This window comes from Mycobacterium neglectum, from assembly GCF_002591975.1.
GTDB classification, from domain to species: Bacteria; Actinomycetota; Actinomycetes; order Mycobacteriales; family Mycobacteriaceae; genus Mycobacterium; species Mycobacterium neglectum.
Genome location: NZ_NVQE01000010.1, coordinates 24,775 through 43,695, shown reverse-complemented (window position 1 = coordinate 43,695; position 18,921 = coordinate 24,775). Strand labels below are relative to the sequence as shown.

Below are 18,921 nucleotides of genomic sequence, written 5' to 3'. Positions count from 1 at the left end.
GTGAGAGCCTAGTGGCGTGACAATCCCGACGAATGCCGACGTCGTCGTCGTGGGTGCCGGGTTCGCAGGCCTGGCCGCCGCCCGCGAGCTGGACAGACGCGGCCGCGACGTGGTGGTACTCGAGGGGCGTGACCGCGTCGGCGGCCGATCGTCGACGACAAACATCGCGGGCATTCCGGTCGACCTGGGCGGAACGTTCGTCGGCCCGACCCAGGACGCCGTCGTCGCGATGGCCGCCGAACTGGGCTGCAAGACCGTACCGACCCACAGCCGCGGCAAGAACCTCATCCGGTGGCGCGGCAAGGTCCGCGCCTATCGCAGCACCATTCCCAAGCTGTCCATCATCGAGCTGCTCGACGTGTCGCGGATTCAGTGGCGGTTCGACCGTGTCAGCCGGCGCGTTCCGGTGGACGAGCCGTGGATGTCGCCGATCGCCGAGATCCTCGACTCCAAGACGCTCGACCAGTGGCTGCGGTACGTGCACGCGAGCGCAGGAACGCGTGACCTGATGGCGATCATGGCGCGAGTGACATGGGGTTGCGAACCCGATGCGGTGTCGATGTTGCATGCGGTGCGCTATGTCAAGGCCGCAGGCGGTCTCGCCCGCATGCTCGACGTGAAGGGCGGCGCCCAGCAGGACCGCTTCCCCGGCGGCACTCAGCAGATCGCGATTCGGATGGCCGAGGAACTCGGTCCACGCGTGGTGCTGGACTCAGTGGTGCGCAGTATCGAACGGCACACCAGCGGCACGCTAGCCACGCTGACCGTCACATCGGATAAGGGGACGATCGCGGCGAAGGCCGTCATCGTCGCCATTCCGCCGGAACATCGCAAAGGCATCGCTTTCCTGCCGGACCTGCCCCCCGAGTACGGCAAGCTTGCCCAGCACTGGCCGCAGGGCAACCTGAGCAAGGCCTACGCCGCCTACGAGACACCGTTCTGGCGTACCGATGGCCTGTCGGGTGAGGCGCTGTCCGACGAAGGACCGGTTTTCATCACGTTCGACGTCAGCCCCGGCGATTCCGACGACGGCCCGGGCATCCTGCTCGGCTTCACCGACGCGCGGACCTTCGACCCCCTGCCTCCCGCCGACCGGCGCGACCGTGCGCTGGCCGGCTTCGCGACGTTGTTCGGCGACGCGGCACTGGAGCCCATCGACTATCTCGATCACTGCTGGAGCGCAGAGGAATTCGCACCCGGTGGGCCGACGGCCGCGGTGCCGCCGGGCTCATGGACGACGTACGGGCCGTGGTTGCGCAAACCGGTGGACGGCATCCATTGGGCCGGAACGGAAACCGCCGACAAGTGGACAGGTTTCCTCGACGGCGCCATCCGTTCCGGACAGCGCGCGGCCGACGAGGTGGACCGGGAGCTGTCGGCTAGGAGCTGACCCGTCGCTCCTCGGTGACCGAGTCGATGAGCCAGCGCAGGTGCTTGTTGACCGCCTCGGGACGCTCGAGGATTGCGCAGTGACCGCCGGACAGTTCGACGAACTGCGCGAGATTCGGCACCTCTTTGGCGATTCGGCGCGACGACACCATCGGCAACAACCTGTCCTGCTCGCTGCCGATCACCAACGTCGGCACCGACAGGTTCGTCAACCCGATGTGTTGCGGTCCGAGATGGTCGACGAGCGTGCGGGCCCAACCGCCTCGTCCGGCGGGCGGGGTCGCGGTGAACAGTTCGTAGATGAACTCCGCGATCGCAGGATCGGCGTCGCGGCCGACCGCCAGGGAAGACACGAATCGTCGGCTCGTGCGCGTAGCCACTCGCAGCAGCGGAGCCTCGCCGAACGTCTTGAGCAATGTGCCCGCAGTGAGGACGCGGGCGGCGGCCAGCGGCGGCGGCACCGGCAGAAAGTTCACATGACGCAGCAGGTCGCCGGTGGTCGTGTTGATCAGGGCGGCTCCATCGACGAGCTCTGACACCCGACCGGGATAACGCTCCGCCCACGACGAGATCGCGATACCGCCCATCGAGTGGCCCGCGATGACGGCGCGCTCCCCCGGCTTCAACGTTGCCTCGAGCACAGCGTCGACGTCGCCGGCCAGGCAGTCCAGGCTGTAGCCGCTGCGCCCGACGGGTATTGCGCTGCGGCCGTGGCCGCGGTGATCGAAGGCGATGACGCGGTGATCCTTCGCCAGGTCGGCGATCTGGTAGGCCCACACTCGAAGGGCGCAGGTGATGCCGTGAGCCAGCACGACGGGGTAACCGTCCTCGGGTCCGAAGACCTCGGCGTGCAGGCGGATGCCGTCCTTGGAACGCACGCCGACGCTGCGCCCGCGGCCCAACGCCTCGGCCGCGGCGAATCTTCTCACCTGCGATCGGCCTCTTTGACCTCCCGCCATGGGTACTCCCCTCGCGCTCGGCAACATTGCCGGATCTTTCAGCCTACCGGTCGGTTGGTCGGAGTTCCCGCAGGAGTTAAATGGTGTGGCGTCGACGAAAGAAAGGCCACAATGCGCGCGATACAGATAGCCAGCCTGGACGGACCGCAAGCGGCGAAGCTCGTCGAGATCGACGAACCGGCAGGCGACGGCGCTGTCCTGATCGACGTACACGCTGCCGGGGTGGCCTTCCCCGATGCGCTGCAGTCGCGCGGGCTCTACCAGTACAAGCCGGAGATGCCCTACACACCTGGCGCCGAAATCGCCGGCGTGGTGCGCAGCGCACCCGACGGCGCACACGTCTCGGCGGGCGATCGGGTGTGCGGACTTACGATGCTGTGCGGGGCGATGGCGGAAGTCGTTGCGCTGCAACCCGACCGGGTGTTCAAGCTGCCTGACTCGGTGTCCTTCGAGGCCGGTGCGGGTCTGCTGTTCAACGACCTCACGATGCATCACGCCTTACGGACCCGGGGTCGCCTCGCCGAGGGCGAGACCGTCCTCGTGCACGGAGCGGCGGGCGGCATCGGCACGTCGACGCTGCGGTTGGCACCGGCATGGGGCGCGTCGCGCACCATCGCGGTGGTCAGCACCGAAGACAAGATTCCAGTCGCGAAGGCCGCCGGCGCATCGGATGTCGTGCTGGCCGACGGTTTCAAGGACGCAGTAAAGGAGCTGACCGGTGGCCGCGGCGTGGACATCGTCGTCGATCCCGTCGGCGGCGACCGGTTCACCGATTCACTTCGCTCGCTGGCACCCGGCGGGCGACTGCTCGTGATCGGATTCACCGGCGGGGCGATCCCCGAGGTTAAGGTGAACCGCTTGCTGCTCAACAACGTCGACGCCGTCGGTGTCGGCTGGGGTGCATGGGCGGGCACGCATCCGGGCTATCTGCTCGAGCAGTGGGCGGAACTCGAGCCGCTGCTGGCCTCGGGCGAGGTGTCCGCGCCCACCCCCGAGATCTATCCGCTCGAGCGCGCCGCCGATGCGATCGCGTCGCTGGAAGACCGCAGCGCGAAGGGCAAAGTCGTCGTCAAGCTGCGGTGAGGCTACTTCGACGCCGCCGCAGCGTCGCGGTCCGCAGGTTCGACGCGGAGACGCACCGGTGGGTGGATGCCGATGTCAGTGCCAGTGCCGATGTCGCCGTCGACCGCGACGAACTGACCGTCGCCACATTCAACATCTGGTTCGACGACTACCACGCCCAGCAGCGCTACCTCGCGATCGTAGATCTGCTGCGCGAGCGCAGACCGGATGTGATTGCGCTCCAAGAGGTCACACCCGCGGCGCTCGAGATCTTCCTCGACCAGCCGTGGGTACGCGACGAGTATCTGAGCGCATCGGCAGTCGGCGGCGATGCCGGGAACTACGGAATGCTGATGCTGTCCCGGGTGCCCATTACCCGCACCACCTACTCCCGGCTGCCGACGCGGCAATCGCGCGGATTCCTCGAGGCGGAGCTAGCTGTCAACGACCTTCGGCCGAGCGTCTGCTGTCTGCACCTAGATAGCGGCAAGTCTTCGGCACGGCTGCGGCGCTGGCAGTTGCGCAGGATCTTTCGAGCGCAGAAGTCGGCCGAAGATGCCGTGCTACTGGGCGATTTCAACATGCGCGACGCGGAAAACGACCGGATCGCCCCGCCGTATTGCGACATTTGGCCCGCGTTGCGCCCACACGAACCCGGCTTCACCGAAGATACGTCGATCAATCACATGCGCTTTGACGCACGGAACAAGAAGCGGCAGGTGCGGTTCGACCGTGTGCTTCTCAAGGGAACCCGTTGGCGCGCAGCGAGTATCGAACTGTTGGGCACACAGCCGATCTCGCCCGACCTCCCGCGTGTCTTCCCCTCAGACCACTTCGGCGTCGAGTGCCGTCTGGTCAGAGGTAGGGGTCGGCCCAGGCGCTGATGATCTTGGCCGCCCGCGCAGCCTGGTTCTTGCCGGTGAGCAGATGGTCTGCGCCCTCGAGCGAGACGAAGCTGCGAGGGTGCCTGGCAGCGCGGAAGATGTCGCTGGCGTTGGCGATGCCCACGGTGTTGTCGGTGGGCGAATGCATCACGAGCAGAGCGCGACGCAGCGTCCGGATGCGTTCGTGGAGATCGGCCGCGCGGACGTCTTCGATGAAGTGCCGTTTGAGCGTCAACGCCTTGCCGCCGATGAAGAAGGGAGCCTCGCCCTCGGCCTCTATCCGCTGACACAGGGCATCGAATGTGTGCTCGACGTGGGCGGGCTGGTAGGGCGCGCCGACACTCGCGACCGCAGGCACTGTCGGACATTCATGGGCGGCGGCGATCACGGCCGAGCCGCCGAATGAATGGCCGACCAGCAGTTTCACCTCGCGATCCGTGGAGTTCATGAACTCAACCGCGCGGACGGTGTCGTCGACCTTGTTCGAGAACGAACCGTCGCCCCAGTCGCCCTCGGAATCGCCGAGGCCGAGATTGTCGAACCGCAGCACACCGATGCCCTCGTTGGCGAGCTGCTTGCAGATCCGGCTGGCCGCGGGGCTGTCCTTGCCAAGAGTGAAGCCGTGCGCGAAGACCGCCCATCCGCGCAGCTCACGGTCGGGAAGATCGACAAGACCCGCCAATATGGGCCCCGTGGTGCTCGGAAATCTGACACGCTCGGCCACGCGCGTCATCCTTTCACTTTTCGACGGGCCTAGAGCTCGCCGGCCTCGAGGCCGCGCTTGACCTCGAGCCGGCGCAACTTGCCCGACGTCGTCCTCGGCAGCGAGCCGGGGCGGACGAAGACGACGTCCGAGGGCACGACGCCACATTCGGACGCGACCCGCTGAACGACATCGGCGCGGATGTCCGCCTCGTTGGGCCCACGGAACTCGGCCACGATCATGACGCTGGGCCGGATCGAGCGCTCCCCGACGCCGATGGCGACAACGGCACCCTCGCGAACACCTGGCGCCGTCGCGGCCACCCCCTCGACCTCGGCGGGGAAGATGTTGCGCCCCGCGATTGTGATGAGTTCCTTGGCGCGCCCGCAGACCACCAGGCCGCCGTCGACGAGGTAACCGAGATCGCCCGTCGCGAACCATTCGTCGCCGCCGCGCGGTGGTTCGCCGACATAGCCCGACATCATCGATGAGCCGCGGATCATAATCTCGCCGACGTCGAGCCCGGCGCCTCCGGTGGTCGTCGCATCGTCGCGTGGTTCGATGCGCACGGACATGCCGGCTATCGCGTCGCCGAGCACGGCGTGGCCGGCCTCGTCGGCAATCAGGCCGCGGCCCGGCTCGGGAACCGTTACCGCACAGGTGGATTCGGCCATTCCATACGACGGCGCCAGCGCGCCTGCGGAGAACCCGAAGCGGGCCATCTCGGTGGCAAATCGCCCGGTGAGTTCGCAATCGATGGGTTCACCGCCATTGAGTGCGAAGCGCATGCTGCTCAGGTCGACGTCGGTGACGCGTCGCGAGTACTTACCGATCAAGCCGTAGGCCATATTCGGTGCCGCGGTGACGGTCGCCCGGCTCTCGGTCAGCCAGTTCAGCCACCGGAACGGCGACGCTTGAAACGCCGCCGTCGGCGCCTGCCATACGTTCGTGCCGGCCAGCGCACCCGCAAGCAGGAAGCTCAACCCCATGTCGTGATACAGCGGTAGCCAGGAGCAGCCGACGTCGTCCGGCGTGACACCGATGCGGGCGTTGAGGCCGCTCAGGTTGGCCAGCACCGCATCCGGCGATAGTTGCACCGTCCGAGGGATTCCCGTCGAACCCGCGGTGCCCTGGAGAATCGCCACCGGAGCCGGGTTATTCGGCGGCACGAATGTGGTCGAACGCGCAACCGGTGCAACGGAATCGAGCTCTTTGACCAGAAGAGGTCCGTCGACGGCTGACAACCGTTCGAGGTGGGTGCCCCGGCTCAGGACGTGGCTGATCCCCATCCCCGCAAACCGGCTCAGGGTCGTGTGAGCCCATTGATCCGCATTGGCGCCGCGCACCGGCCCATGAGTAATCGAAACGGCCGTGCCGGCCTGGATGGCGCCAAGGATCGCTGCGACCAGTTCCACGGTGGGATCGGCGGTCAGGCCGAGTGCGGCCACCTCGTCGTTGAGCAGCCACTCAGCGATGTTTTCCGATCGCGCATGGACCTCGGCCCATGGATGGCGGATCCACGTCCCGTCCTGGAAAACGAACAGATGGTTGTTGCTGCTGGGCAAGCGTGCGGCAAAGGCCGACGCCAAGGAGTTCATATCACCTCTTCAGCAATCGAACTGCGGGTAGATAGAGTCGGCTGCGCTTCAAGCTAATACATGAGTGTTCGCTGGGGTCGACTAGGTCGTCAGCACGATCCGGGAGCTGGGTACGATCTTTGCGGGTGTCTGAAATCGAAGCTGTTGTCGAACAGGAATCACATGACTGCACATGTCGAGCAATTGGAGTTTCAGGCGGAGGCACGCCAACTGCTGGATCTGATGATCCACTCGGTCTACTCCAACAAGGACTCCTTTCTGCGGGAGTTGATCTCGAACGCCTCCGACGCACTCGACAAGCTGCGGCTTGAAGCGTTGCGGAACAAGGACCTGGACGTCGATATCTCTGACTTGCACGTCGAGATCGAGGCGGACAAGGACGCGCGCACCCTTACCGTTCGCGACAACGGGATCGGGATGACACGCGAGGAGGTCGTAGATCTGATCGGCACCCTCGCCAAATCGGGTACCGCCGCAGTGCGTCAGCAGTTGAGGGAGGCCAAGAACGCGGCCGCCTCCGAGGAACTGATCGGTCAGTTCGGTATCGGCTTCTACTCGACGTTCATGGTCGCCGACAAGGTCGAGCTGCTCACGCGCAAGGCCGGCGAAAGTGCTGCCACCCGATGGGTGTCCAGCGGCGATGGCACCTACACCGTCGAATCCGTCGACGATGCCCCACAGGGAACGTCCGTGACCTTGCACCTCAAGCCCGAAGACGCCGAGGACGAGCTGCACGACTACACGTCTGACCCGAAACTGCGGGAGTTGGTGAAGAAGTACTCCGACTTCATCGCCTGGCCGATCCGGATGCAGGTCGAGCGCCGTGCACCGGCGGCCGAGGGCGGCGAGGAGCTCGTCACCCTCGAAACGCAGACCCTCAACTCGATGAAGGCACTGTGGGCCAAGTCCAAAGACGAGGTCTCCGAGGACGAGTACAAGGAGTTCTACAAGCACATCGCTCACGCCTGGGACGACCCGCTCGAGGTCATCGCGATGAAGGCCGAGGGCACGTTCGAGTACCAGGCACTGCTGTTCATCCCGTCGCACGCCCCGTTCGACCTCTTCACCCGCGACGTCAAGACCGGGCTGCAGCTGTATGTCAAGCGCGTCTTCGTGATGGGCGACTGTGACGAGCTCATGCCGACGTACCTGCGCTTCGTGAAGGGCGTCGTCGACGCACAGGACATGTCGCTCAACGTCTCTCGCGAAATCCTGCAGCAGGATCGGCAGCTCACGGCGATCCGCCGCCGTCTGACCAAGAAGGTCCTGTCGACGGTCAAGAATCTGCAGTCAGAGCGGCCACAGGACTATCGCACGTTCTGGACCCAGTTCGGCCAGGTTCTCAAAGAGGGCCTGATGTCGGACTTCGAAAACCAGGACACGTTGCTGCGTATTTCGTCGTTCGCTTCGACGCACAGCGATGAGGAACTCACCACCCTGTCCGAATATGTCGACCGCATGAAAGACGGTCAGGAGCAGATCTTCTACGCCACCGGACAGTCGCGTGAGCAACTTCTGAAGTCGCCGCATCTGGAGGCGTTCAAGGCGAAAGGCTACGAGGTACTACTGCTCACTGATTCGGTCGACGAGGTATGGGTGGGGTCGGTGACCGAGTTCGACGGCAAGTCAGTGCAGTCGGTAGCCAAGGGCGAGGTGGACTTGGACTCCGAGGATGACAAGGCGGCGCACGCCGCTGAGCGGGAGGAGCAGGAGCGCGAATTCGCCGACCTGCTCGCCTGGTTGACGGAAGCCCTGAATGATCACGTCAAGGAAGTACGGTTGTCCGCCCGCCTGACCGAGTCCCCTGCCTGCCTGATCACCGACGCCTTCGGAATGACACCGTCACTCGCGCGCATCTACCGGGCTTCCGGACAGGCGGTTCCAGTCGGGAAGCGGATTCTGGAACTCAACCCGAAGCATTCACTTGTCACTGCCCTGCAGCAGGCACATAAGGCCGGCGGCGACGATGCCCACCTGCGCCGGCTCGCCGAAACTGCCGAATTGCTCTATGGCACAGCGCTTCTCGCTGAAGGCGACATCCCCGAGGATCCGGCGAAGTTCGCCGGACTGCTTGCCGACCGGCTGGCTCGCACCGTGTAGGACCGCCGCGACCGGCATCGCGACAGGTGACTAAAGCAGACCGAGTAGTTCCAAGTTCGTGACGTACTTGATGATGACAGGCGCCGTGATGTGCGGGATGTCGTTGTCGGGGCCGATCTTCGCTTCTTGCACCGCAGCGCGGAATCGGTCGGTCGGCCCATACGAGCCCAGTGCCGGCTCTGGGGCCTGAAAATCGCCAACACCATGCACCAGCAGCAGTTGCAGCACCGAATGCTGACGCTGCTCATCGGGTAGCGCACGCAGGCCGGTTTCGAAGCGCTGCAGCCACTCCCCGAAGTCGTCGATGCGCTCGATCGGATACCCGGCCTCGATCAACCAGTCCACGTACACGTCGAGACCGATGCCGTCGTCGTGGGGGTTCATCACGTGGAAGGTGTCGAACCCGTCGACCACCTGCGTACCCAACGTCGCGATCGCCTCAGCGACGAAATCCACAGGCAATCCGTCGAAGTGCGCACGCTGCCGATTGCCATCGGCGTCGAGCTGATAGAACGAGCCAGGAGCCACACCGGTGGCCACCACACTCAGCACCATCCGAGCCGCGTTGTCGGCGACATTGAGCTGACCGGCATACGTGGTGTCGGCCATGATCATGTCGCAGCGGAACACCGCGACCGGCAACCCGCACAGGTCGTGGGCCTCGCGCAGCAGCACCTCACCGGCCCACTTGCTGGTGCCGTAGCCATTGGCATAACTGCCGTCGATGGCCCTGGTAGCACTGACGACCCGGATGTCGGCATCCTCGGTGAAATCCGACGCCTCGATCTGTTGGCTGACGTCGGCAGTGGACACGAATGTGTAGGACTTGAGCTTGGTGGTCAGCGCGAAGCGGATCAGCTCGGCGGTGCCCACGACGTTGGGGCCGAACAACTCGCTGTACGGCAGGACACCGTTGACAAAGGCTGCGGAATCGACGATCAGGTCGACGGTGTCGGCCAAGCGCTGCCAGGTCTGCTGGTCCAGTCCCAGGTCGGCTTTGCCCTTGTCACCGGCGATGACCTCCAGATGCCCGGCGGCCAATTCCTGGTAATGCCGCAGCAGTTGCGGGTCGCCGCTATCGAAGGTCTTGTCCAGACGGCGTCTCGCGTCCTCGTTGTCCTTGCCTCGCACAAGACAGATCAGCGTGCCACCGAGCAATCCCACCCGCTCCAACCATTCGAGGGCCAGGTAACGCCCGAGGAATCCGGTTGCCCCGGTCAGCAGGACCGTCCGTACTTCAGCGCTGGGGCCTGGCAGCGTGGGGGCGGCGGTCAGCGTCGTGTCGTCGATGAACTTGTCCAGCGTCAGGTCACGGGCATGCACCTGTGCGGCGTCACTGCCGTGCACGGATGCAAAACTGGGCCCGTGCGCTGCAGACGTCAGCGAGCCGGTATCGCCGTCCAAGTGCCGGCTCAAGCTGCTGACCGTCGGCGCCTCGAACAAGGTGTACACCGCGAGCTGAGCATCGAGGCCAGTGTTGACCGCGGCAATCACCCGCATCGCGGATATCGAATCCCCGCCGAGGTCGAAGAAGGAATCGTCGACCCCGACCCGCTCCACACCGAGAATCTGGGCATAAACCCCAACCAGGAACTCCTCCAGCGGAGTCGTCGGGGCGCGGTAATGACTGCCATTGCCGCGGTACTCCGGTGCCGGCAAGGCCGCGGTGTCCAACTTGCCGTTGGATGTCAGCGGCAGCGTCTCCAACACCACGATCGCGGCTGGCACCATGTAGGGCGGCAGCCGATCTGCCAGCCGGGCACGGACTTCGGCCGAGTCTGCGGTCCCGGTGACGTATCCCACGAGGCGCTTGTCGCCGGGGCGGTCCTCGCGGGCCATCACGAACGCGTGCTCGACCCCGTCGAGTTCGACGAGGGCGGCCTGGATCTCACCGAGCTCTATGCGATAGCCGCGGATCTTGACCTGCTCATCGGCGCGCCCCAGATAGTGCAGCTGCCCATCAGCAGCCCAGGACACCAGATCGCCGGTGCGATACATCCGCGCTCCCGGCTCGCCGAACGGGCACGCCACGAACCGCGACGACGTCAGATCCGACCGACCCAGGTAGCCACACGCCACGCCCGCGCCGGCCACATACAGCTCACCGACCGCACCCGCAGGCACCGGCTGCAGCCACGAGTTCAACACGAATAGCGCTGCCCCGGGCACCGGCGAACCGATCGGCACCACACCAGAATCCGGTGATAACGGCGCGCTGATCGCCACACACATCGTGGTCTCGGTTGGTCCGTACGCGTTGATCATCACCCGCCCGGGCGCCCACCGATCGACCACCTCGGTCGGACAGGCCTCACCGACCACGGCCAACGCCATCGACTCCAATCCTTCGAGCGGCAGCATCGCCACCGCCGACGGGGTCCGAGTCAGGACGCTGACCTCTTCGGCGACCAGCACATCGCGGAAATCCTCAGGTGAGCTTGCCACTGCCTCGGGCACCACCACCAGCCGTCCGCCGCGCAGCAATGCACCGCAGATCTCCCACGCCGAAGCGTCAAACGCCAACGAATGACACAGCACCCACACGCCCGGGCGCGGCAAGCCGGCATCCAATGACGTCATCAGCCGGGTGACATTGCCGTGGGTGACCGCAACCCCTTTGGGGACTCCGGTGGTCCCAGAGGTGTAGATGATGTATGCCAGGTCCTGCGGAGCCGCAGCACACATCGCAGTGCTGGGCAGGGCACCGATTGCGGGATCGTCGACATCGATGACCACCACATCGAGCTCGTCTACCCGCGACCGCAGCCCGGCGGTCGTGAGCACCACAGCCGGCGCGGCGTCCGCGAGGATGAACTCCAACCGCGCGGCAGGCACCGCCGAGTCGATCGGCAGATACGCCGCCCCGGTCTTGAGCACCGCGAGAATCGCCACGACGGCTTGAGCGGATCGCTCCGAGATCAGTGCCACACACTCGCCAGCGCCAACGCCCTTGGCTACCAACAGGTTCGCCAACCGGTTGGCCGCCTCATCGAACTCGCCATAGGTCATCGACCGACCCTCGAACGTCACCGCCACCGCAGCGGGGTCGCGGGCAACCTGCGTCGCGAACAATGCCGGAATCGATTTCTCGGTGGGCGCCGGCTCCGTCAGCGCCGCGCGGCTACCCCATTCATCCAGCTGGTCGTACTCACTGGCATCGAGCAGGTCGATCGACGACACCCGCGCGGCCGGATCGGCGGTCATGGCCACCAACAATCGGTTGAGCCGCTGGATCAGCGCCTCGATGCCGGCCGCGTCGTACACGTCGGTATCGAATTCAACGCGAAGGCCCAGTTCATGACCCGGGATAGCCACCACCGACAGCGGATAGTGGTTGTACTCGCGATTGCTGAACTCGGTGATGGCCAACTCGTGCACGCCCAACAACGCGGCAGCGTCGATCGGATAGTTCTCGTACACGAAAACTGTGTCAAACAGTTGATCCTGACCGGCGACGTGGTGAATCTCGTTGAGCGCCAGGTGCTCGTGCTCCATGGTGTCGTTGTGGTGACGTTGCAGTTGGCCCAGCAGGTCCGCGACCGCGGTCGCCGCCGTCATGCGTGCCCGCACCGGCACCGTGTTGATCATCAGACCGACCATTGAATCCGCCCCGGCCATCTCAGCCGGGCGTCCGGAAACCGCGGTACCGAAGGCAACGTCGTTCTGGCCGGTCAGCCACGCCAGCAGCTGCGCCCACGCCGCCTGCAGCACAGTGCTGACCGTGGTGTGGCACGAGCGCGCCAACTCGCCAAGGGCCAGCGTGGTCTCGGCAGACACTCGGAACGACGCATCGCTACGCCGTCCCGCCTGCGCCGGCGGAGCCACCAAGGTGGGGGTGTCAAAACCATCGAACACCTTGTGCCACACCGCTTTCGCGGCATCGCGATCCTGAGCGTACAGCCAGGTGACAAACCGTCGGTACGGTACCGGCGGAGCCAACCGCTCTCCGAAGTAGCTGGCGAAGATTTCCTGCAACAGGATCGGCTTTGACCACCCGTCGAGCACGATGTGATGGTTGGTCAGTACAAAGCGGTGCTGATTGGCTGCGGTGCGGATCAGCGCAGCCCGGAATGCCGACCGGTCGGCGAGGTCGCAGACCGCGGCACGCTCGGCGGCGCACAGCTGCTGGACCTCGGTATCGGACTGGCGGTCGTCCCACCGGAGATCGAGATAGCGCCACGCCATGACCGGGTCGGCGGGAATGATCTGCACCGGTTCGCCGAACTGATCAGAAACGCGAATCACCAGATTCGGGTGGCGGCGAATGACCGTTTCTACCGCCTCACGCAGCCGGTGTGAGTCGAGCGGACCGGTGATGGTGATGTCCAGCTGCACCGCATACACGTCGTCGCCGGGGCCATGCGCGAAGCGCGCGTGGAACAGCAGGCCCTGCTGCAACGGTGTCAGAGGCAGCACATCGGCGAACTGCTGCTGCCGCTGGAGCTCGTCGATCTGCTGTTGACTCAGTCGCGCCGGAGCAAGGTCTGAAGGCGTGAGCCCACCTCCACCGCCGCGCACGTGCGCACAGATTCCGGTCAGCGCCTGGAACCACAACTGGCTCAACCGATCCACCTGCTCGGAGCCAAGCGCTGAGGGCGCCCACGTCCAGCTGGCCTGCAACTGTGGACCGGCGTCGGTGTCGAGGGTGCCGGCGTTGAGTTCCACGGTGTGCATCAACGGCATCGGGACCGCCGAGGCCACCGCCGCGACAGACAGACCGTCCTCGTTGATTCGCCACAAGTCATCGGCAAGATCGCCGATACCGGCGCCCAGCCGGCCCAGGTAGTTGAACCCGATCACCGGATCGGATCCGCCGAGATCCACCTCGGGATTGAGGTAGCGCAGCAGGCCGTAGGTCAGACCATCTGGCAACGCACGCAGCTGCTCCTTGGCGGCCTTGACCACCGGGCCCAGCGCCGCGTCACCGGCAACCACCTGCGCCCACGACAGCCCGCCCACAGCTAGCGACACCGGAGACTTGGAGGTGAACCAACCGACCGTGCGCGACAAGTCGATGTTGGCGGCCAGTTCCTCATCGCGGCCGTGGCCCTCCACATCGATCGCAATCGGTGTGTCGCCGGCGTCGAGGAACTCTGCGACGGCCAACCCGAACGCGATCAACAGAATGTCTTGCACCCCAGCGCGAAACGCCGCAGGCACCTCGCCCAGCAGCGGCCGAGTCGTCTCGACATCAAGCGATACCGACAACTGCCCGGCGTTGACATAGGTATCCACCGCGGGCTCCACCGCCGGCAGCGCTGCCGGGATCTGTTCCACCCGCCGCCAGGCGCCGGCCAGCTCGACGACCTCCGGTCGGCGCGCATGTTCCTCGAGCAGTGAGGCCCACCGCTGGAACGACGTCCCCCCTGCAGGCAACTCCACCTGCCGCCCGTTGTGATGCTGCGCCCAGGCAATATTGAGGTCTTCCAACAGGATTCGCCACGACACGCCGTCGACAGCCAGGTGGTGAATCATCAGCGCCAACTGGCCAGTGTCAGCCACCCACAACGCGCTCAGCACCGCGCCGGCGGCAGGATTCAAATGCGACCGGGCCTGGACAAGCGCCTCATCCGACAACGCATCCACCGCGCGGACGTACCCGGTCGCATCGAGCGAACCGACCTCGGGCACTGACATCGACCAGCCGCCGGCGCCGTCGTCGTCGACGCACAGCCGCAGCGTGGCATGCCGATCCAGCAGCGCCTGCAGCACCACCACCACATCGGACTGGGTCACCCCAGCGGGAGCCTGCAGCACGACCGTCTGGTTGAACTCCCCGACCGGGCCCTCGACACTGTGTAGCCAACGCATGATCGGGGTGGCCACGACCGGCCCCACACCCTCATCGATCGCATCGGCCGCACCGCCGACCACCTTGGCCACCGACGCCAGCCGGGCCACGGTCTGCTCGACGAAGATGTCGCGCGGCCGGCACATGACCCCGGCCGCACGCGCCCGAGCCACCACCTGCATCGACAAGATGCTGTCCCCGCCCAGATCGAAGAACGAGTCGTCGACCCCGACCCGCTCGACCCCGAGTACCTGGGCATAAATCCCGGTCAGGATCTCCTCGACCAGGGTGCCCGGGGCGCGATAGTCAGCACCGTTGCCCCGGAATTCAGGCGCCGGCAAGGCGCGCTTGTCCAGTTTGCCGTTGACCGTCAGCGGCAGCGCCTCCAACGCCACCACCGCAGCTGGGACCATATAGGCCGGGAGTCGATCTGCCAGTGTTCTCCGGATCCCGGCCGGATCGGCGGTCCCGGTGATATATCCCACCAGACGCTTGTCGCCGGGGCGGTCCTCGCGCGCGATGACCGCCGCCTGATCCACCCCGTCCAACCGGGCCAGTGCAGCCTGCACTTCACCGAGCTCGATGCGGAAGCCGCGGATCTTGACCTGCTCATCGGCGCGGCCCAGATAGTGCAGCTGTCCGTCCTCGCCCCACCGCACCAGATCGCCGGTGCGATACATCCGCGCACCGTGCCCGCCGAACGGGCACCCCACGAATCGCGACGCCGTCAGTCCAGACCTGCGCATATAGCCCGCCGCCACCCCACGACCGGCGACATACAACTCACCGACAACACCCTCCGGCGCCGGCCGCAACCACTTGTCCAGCACAATCAACGCCGCCCCGGGCACCGGCGAGCCGATCGGGGCCACATCCGATCCCGGTGTCAGCGGCTTACTCATCGCCGCGTAAATCGTTGCCTCGGTCGGGCCGTACGCGTTGACCACGACCCGATCGGCGGTCGCCCACCGATCCACCAACTCCGTCGGGCACGCCTCCCCAGCCACCACCAGCGTCGTCGACTCCAACCCGTCCGGCGAAAGCATCCCTGCCGCCGACGGGGTTTGGCACAGGACGCTCACCTTTTCGGTGACCAGCAGACTGTGGAAATCTATCGGTGAGCTCGCCACCGCTTCGGGCACCACCACCAGTCGGCCCCCGTGCAGCAGCGCACCCCAGATCTCCCACACCGAGACGTCGAACACCAGCGAATGCCACTGCGACCACACCTCCCCCGGCCCAGAGGGCAGGCAGGCATGCAGTGATTCCAGAAGCTGGGTGACGTTGTGGTGGCTGACCGCCACGCCCTTCGGGATACCGGTGGTGCCCGACGTGTAGGTCATGTAGGCGTGGTCGTCGGGTGCCGGCATCGGCAGTGTGGTGTCGGGTTGGGCGCCAAGAGCGGGATCATCGACATCGATGACCAATACGTCGGACCCGTCCAGACGCGAACGTAGGCCCGCGGTGGCGATCGCGGCTACCGGCTCGGCGTCGGAGATCATGAATTCGATCCGGGCGTCAGGATGCGCGGGGTCGATCGGCAGATACGCCGCACCCGTCTTGAGCACCGCCAAGATAGCGATGATCGCCTCGGCGGACCGGGGAAGCAGCAGCGCCACAAACTCGCCCGGTCCGGCACCGTGTTCGACCAGTAGGTGGGCCAACCGGTTCGCAGCCTCATCCAGTTCGCGATACGTCCACGACCGCTCGCCACCTACCAGCGCCGCCGCCTCCGGGGCGCGGGCCACCTGCGCGGCGAACAACACCGGAATCGACACCGGCGCGCACGCCGGCTGGGACAACACCGCCCGATTGCCCCACTGCGCCAGCTGGTCGTGCTCGGTGTCGTCGAGCACGTCGATCGACAACAACCGCCGCCCCGCATCAGTTGTCACGACTCTTCCCCCAAATCGGCGGCCATGGCTGTCAGCCCCCGCGCTGCAACCGATCCGCCATCAATACTTCGAACTGCGCAAACGGCTGCACAGAACTCGCGACGCCTCGAAGGCCTCTTGCACCCTCGAGACCATGCGCCGAAAACCGTCCTCGCACCAATGGCGTGTGGGCTGCAGTGATGAACGAATATCGACGCTTCCGCAAATTCTTGGGCAGGTCTTTTACTCAGCCGACGACCGCCGGTGCCATTGGAACCGACCCAGATGGCGAATTGGTCACGCTCGCCTGCGACGTGGACGAGTCGGTGTAGGCAGGCCATAGGCTGCTGCTCCTCGTCGTTGAACCAAAGACGAAGAGCTGAATTATCGTCGTCGAAAAGGTTCAACTCTCTAGGTATTTTGACGGATGCAGCAAACATACTGTAAGCAGTCTGGTAGTTCTGGGTTTTTGCTATCTTTGTAATTCAAAGTGCGTTTGTCGAGGAGTAAAAGTGCGCCGGTGAAGCGGGGCAGCCCACCGGGCGCTGCATCGCTGACTACGGTTTCACGCCACAGCGACCCGGGAACCAGCGCTGAGCCCCTCCATCAGTCCGTGATCCTGAGATGATGTTCGGGATCTCGACGCCCCCGACCTGCACGACAACGAAAGGCTAGGACCCCGGGATGAAGTTCGCCCTGGCGTGCTACGGAAGTCGCGGCGATGTGGAGCCTTCGCTGGCTGTCGGTCGCGAATTGTTGCGCCGCGGCCACGAGGTGCATATGGCCGTGCCGCCCGACCTTGTCGGCTTCGTCGAGGCGGCAGGACTGGCGACGGTGTCCTACGGCCCAGAAGTAGAGGCGCTCCTCAACGCGGATCACGTTCGCCATTTCTGGTCGAATTTCTTTCGGAACCCGGTCGGGTTGCTGCGCGACCTGTGGGCACCGATCATCAGCAACTGGGCAGAAGTCAGCAAGACGCTGACATCGTTGGCCGACGGCGCCGATCTGCTCTCGACCGGACTTAACTTCGAGCAGGCCGCAGCCAACGTCGCAGAGCATTTCGACATTCCGCTGATCGCGCTGCATCACTTCCCGATGAGGCCCAACGGCCAGCTCATTCCGATGATCCCGTCGCCGCTGATCCGTTCGGCAGGCACCCTCTCAGAGTGGCTGTTTTGGCGCTCGTCACGCACCGTCGAAGACACCCAACGTCGCGTACTGGGCCTTCCAAGGGCGACCCGCCGATCACCGCGACGCATCGCCGAGCACCGATGGCTAGAAATCCAAGCCTACGACGCTGTTTCCGTGCCCGGACTCGCCGCAGAATGGACCAAATGGAATGGTCAGCGACCCTTCGTCGGCGCGCTTACCATGCAATTGACCACCGAAGCCGATCGTGAGGTCGCGGCCTGGATCGCCGCGGGAACACCACCGATCTGCTTCGCCACCGGCAGTATCCCTCTCGAATCCCCCGCCGATACCGTGGAGATGATCAGCACCGCCTGCGCCCAACTGGACCGGCGAGCGTTGATATGCGCCGGCGGCACCGACCTCACCGGTGTCCCCCACCCCGATCACGTCAAGGTGGTCGGCGCGGCCAACTACGCGGAGGTCTTTCCCGCCTGCCGTGCCGTAGTGCACCACGGCGGCTCGGGCACCACCGCAGCCAGCCTGCGCGCTGGGGTTCCCACGCTGATCCTGTGGAGCTCGGCCGACCAGCCCTATTGGGGAAACCAGCTCAAACGCCTCCACGTCGGCACCGCCCGACGGTTTTCAACCACAACCGCCGACACGCTCGCTGCCGACCTGCAACAGATCCTCACCCCGCAATACGCCACCCGAGCCCGCCACCTTGCCACCCAAATGACCACACCCGCTGAGAGCATCGCGCACACCGCTGACCTCTTCGAACGGGCCGCCGGCCGCGAAGCCGGCTGACGGCTCTTCGTGATTCCGAGCGAATGGCGAGTGAGGGGGAACGAAGCATCGAGCGCCCTCGGTTGCAGCCAGTGCTTCCCCGCTCTCATCCCCACGATTGCCGATGGCTGCCGCCTCAGGGCGGCGGCTTCATGATCAGCCCAAGGGAACGCTTGTCCACTCAGTAGTTATGACAGCTGGCAAACATCTGTTGGATAATTGGAAATGCTTCCGTTGCGCCTGGGTAGTCCTCCACCTGGCGAATCAGGTTCATGCGCTCGTCTGGCGACGAAGCGAGGAACACACGCAAGAATTCCAGATTCGGCGGCGACGCGTCGAGGTACCGCGCAGCCATCGGATTTTCTGCATGCACCGCTGCCATCGCCTGGTCGTAAGTGCACGTTGTGTTGACCATCGGGCCATAATCGGGCTGAGCGGATGCGACCCCTGCCCAACCGGTCAACGACCATGCCAACCCGCCAACCGCGGCCGCGGTTCTGGTCAGCGACAGTTTGATCATGTGGACATCCTTCCCCATAATCGACTCAATACCCCTGCGCGAACCCGACTCTAACCGCCCAGCTCGAACCCTGGCTAGTATGTCGCAAACATCCACACGCCCGTTACTCCGGCCGGGACATGGC

General features: G+C 65.3%; 10 protein-coding genes. 5 read left to right on the top strand and 5 right to left on the bottom strand.

All coding sequences use genetic code 11. The annotated features are described in order from the left end of the window. Nucleotides 1–16: 16 nt before the first annotated feature. Nucleotides 17–1,390, top strand: coding sequence for a flavin monoamine oxidase family protein (locus CSQ99_RS10390; RefSeq protein ID WP_099038972.1), 1,374 nt, complete (start codon nucleotides 17–19; stop codon nucleotides 1,388–1,390). On the opposite strand, the gene CSQ99_RS10385 is transcribed toward CSQ99_RS10390, so the two are convergent. Continuing rightward, on the bottom strand, nucleotides 1,380–2,348 hold the full coding sequence (locus CSQ99_RS10385) for an alpha/beta fold hydrolase (protein ID WP_099038971.1): 969 nt from the start codon (nucleotides 2,346–2,348) through the stop codon (nucleotides 1,380–1,382). The genes CSQ99_RS10390 and CSQ99_RS10385 overlap by 11 nt on opposite strands. Before the next feature lie 111 nt (nucleotides 2,349–2,459). Between CSQ99_RS10385 and CSQ99_RS10380 the strand changes: the two genes are divergently transcribed. Together CSQ99_RS10380 and CSQ99_RS10375 are read left to right on the top strand one after the other, a co-directional pair. Next, entirely contained in the window at nucleotides 2,460–3,431 is a 972-nt protein-coding gene (locus CSQ99_RS10380; RefSeq protein WP_099038970.1) for an NADPH:quinone oxidoreductase family protein, read from the top strand. Then, nucleotides 3,428–4,294 carry an endonuclease/exonuclease/phosphatase family protein gene (locus CSQ99_RS10375; RefSeq protein ID WP_176560967.1) on the top strand — a complete coding sequence of 289 codons (867 nt, stop codon included), beginning with the start codon at nucleotides 3,428–3,430 and terminating at the stop codon, nucleotides 4,292–4,294. The genes CSQ99_RS10380 and CSQ99_RS10375 overlap by 4 nt, the downstream gene beginning before the upstream one ends. Here the strand turns inward: CSQ99_RS10375 and CSQ99_RS10370 are convergent. Both CSQ99_RS10370 and mbtM read right to left on the bottom strand, forming a co-directional pair. Then, nucleotides 4,266–5,018 carry an alpha/beta hydrolase family protein gene (locus CSQ99_RS10370; RefSeq protein ID WP_099039063.1) on the bottom strand — a complete coding sequence of 251 codons (753 nt, stop codon included), beginning with the start codon at nucleotides 5,016–5,018 and terminating at the stop codon, nucleotides 4,266–4,268. The genes CSQ99_RS10375 and CSQ99_RS10370 overlap by 29 nt on opposite strands. A gap of 29 nt (nucleotides 5,019–5,047) precedes the next feature. Then, nucleotides 5,048–6,595, bottom strand: a complete 1,548-nt coding sequence (gene mbtM / locus CSQ99_RS10365; protein WP_099038969.1) for a long-chain-fatty acid--ACP ligase MbtM — start codon at nucleotides 6,593–6,595, stop codon at nucleotides 5,048–5,050. A 162-nt stretch (nucleotides 6,596–6,757) separates the two neighbouring features. On the opposite strand from mbtM, the gene htpG reads away from it, so the two are divergent. Then, the gene (gene htpG, locus CSQ99_RS10360; RefSeq protein WP_099038968.1) at nucleotides 6,758–8,695 is read left to right on the top strand and encodes a molecular chaperone HtpG; all 1,938 of its coding nucleotides are present in this window, start codon (nucleotides 6,758–6,760) and stop codon (nucleotides 8,693–8,695) included. A gap of 30 nt (nucleotides 8,696–8,725) precedes the next feature. Here the strand turns inward: htpG and CSQ99_RS10355 are convergent, their stop codons facing one another. Continuing rightward, a complete protein-coding gene (locus tag CSQ99_RS10355) occupies nucleotides 8,726–16,381 on the bottom strand; it encodes a non-ribosomal peptide synthetase (protein WP_099038967.1) in 7,656 nt (2,551 codons plus the stop codon). A 663-nt stretch (nucleotides 16,382–17,044) separates the two neighbouring features. On the opposite strand from CSQ99_RS10355, the gene CSQ99_RS10350 reads away from it, so the two are divergent. After that, on the top strand, nucleotides 17,045–18,298 hold the full coding sequence (locus tag CSQ99_RS10350; RefSeq protein WP_099038966.1) for a glycosyltransferase: 1,254 nt from the start codon (nucleotides 17,045–17,047) through the stop codon (nucleotides 18,296–18,298). A gap of 160 nt (nucleotides 18,299–18,458) precedes the next feature. Here CSQ99_RS10350 and CSQ99_RS10345 read toward each other — a convergent pair whose 3' ends face one another. Beyond that, the gene (locus tag CSQ99_RS10345) at nucleotides 18,459–18,797 is read right to left on the bottom strand and encodes a hemophore-related protein (RefSeq protein ID WP_099038965.1); all 339 of its coding nucleotides are present in this window, start codon (nucleotides 18,795–18,797) and stop codon (nucleotides 18,459–18,461) included. Nucleotides 18,798–18,921: the final 124 nt, after the last annotated feature.

What these genes read in the sequence shown, in the direction of transcription:
- CSQ99_RS10385 (WP_099038971.1), bottom strand. Translation starts at nt 2,348, where the DNA reads ATGGCGGGAGGTCAAAGAGGCCGATCGCAGGTGAGAAGATTCGCCGCG.
- CSQ99_RS10380 (WP_099038970.1), top strand. Translation starts at nt 2,460, where the DNA reads ATGCGCGCGATACAGATAGCCAGCCTGGACGGACCGCAAGCGGCGAAG.
- mbtM (WP_099038969.1), bottom strand. Translation starts at nt 6,595, where the DNA reads ATGAACTCCTTGGCGTCGGCCTTTGCCGCACGCTTGCCCAGCAGCAAC.
- htpG (WP_099038968.1), top strand. Translation starts at nt 6,758, where the DNA reads ATGACTGCACATGTCGAGCAATTGGAGTTTCAGGCGGAGGCACGCCAA.
- CSQ99_RS10350 (WP_099038966.1), top strand. Translation starts at nt 17,045, where the DNA reads ATGAAGTTCGCCCTGGCGTGCTACGGAAGTCGCGGCGATGTGGAGCCT.
- CSQ99_RS10345 (WP_099038965.1), bottom strand. Translation starts at nt 18,797, where the DNA reads ATGATCAAACTGTCGCTGACCAGAACCGCGGCCGCGGTTGGCGGGTTG.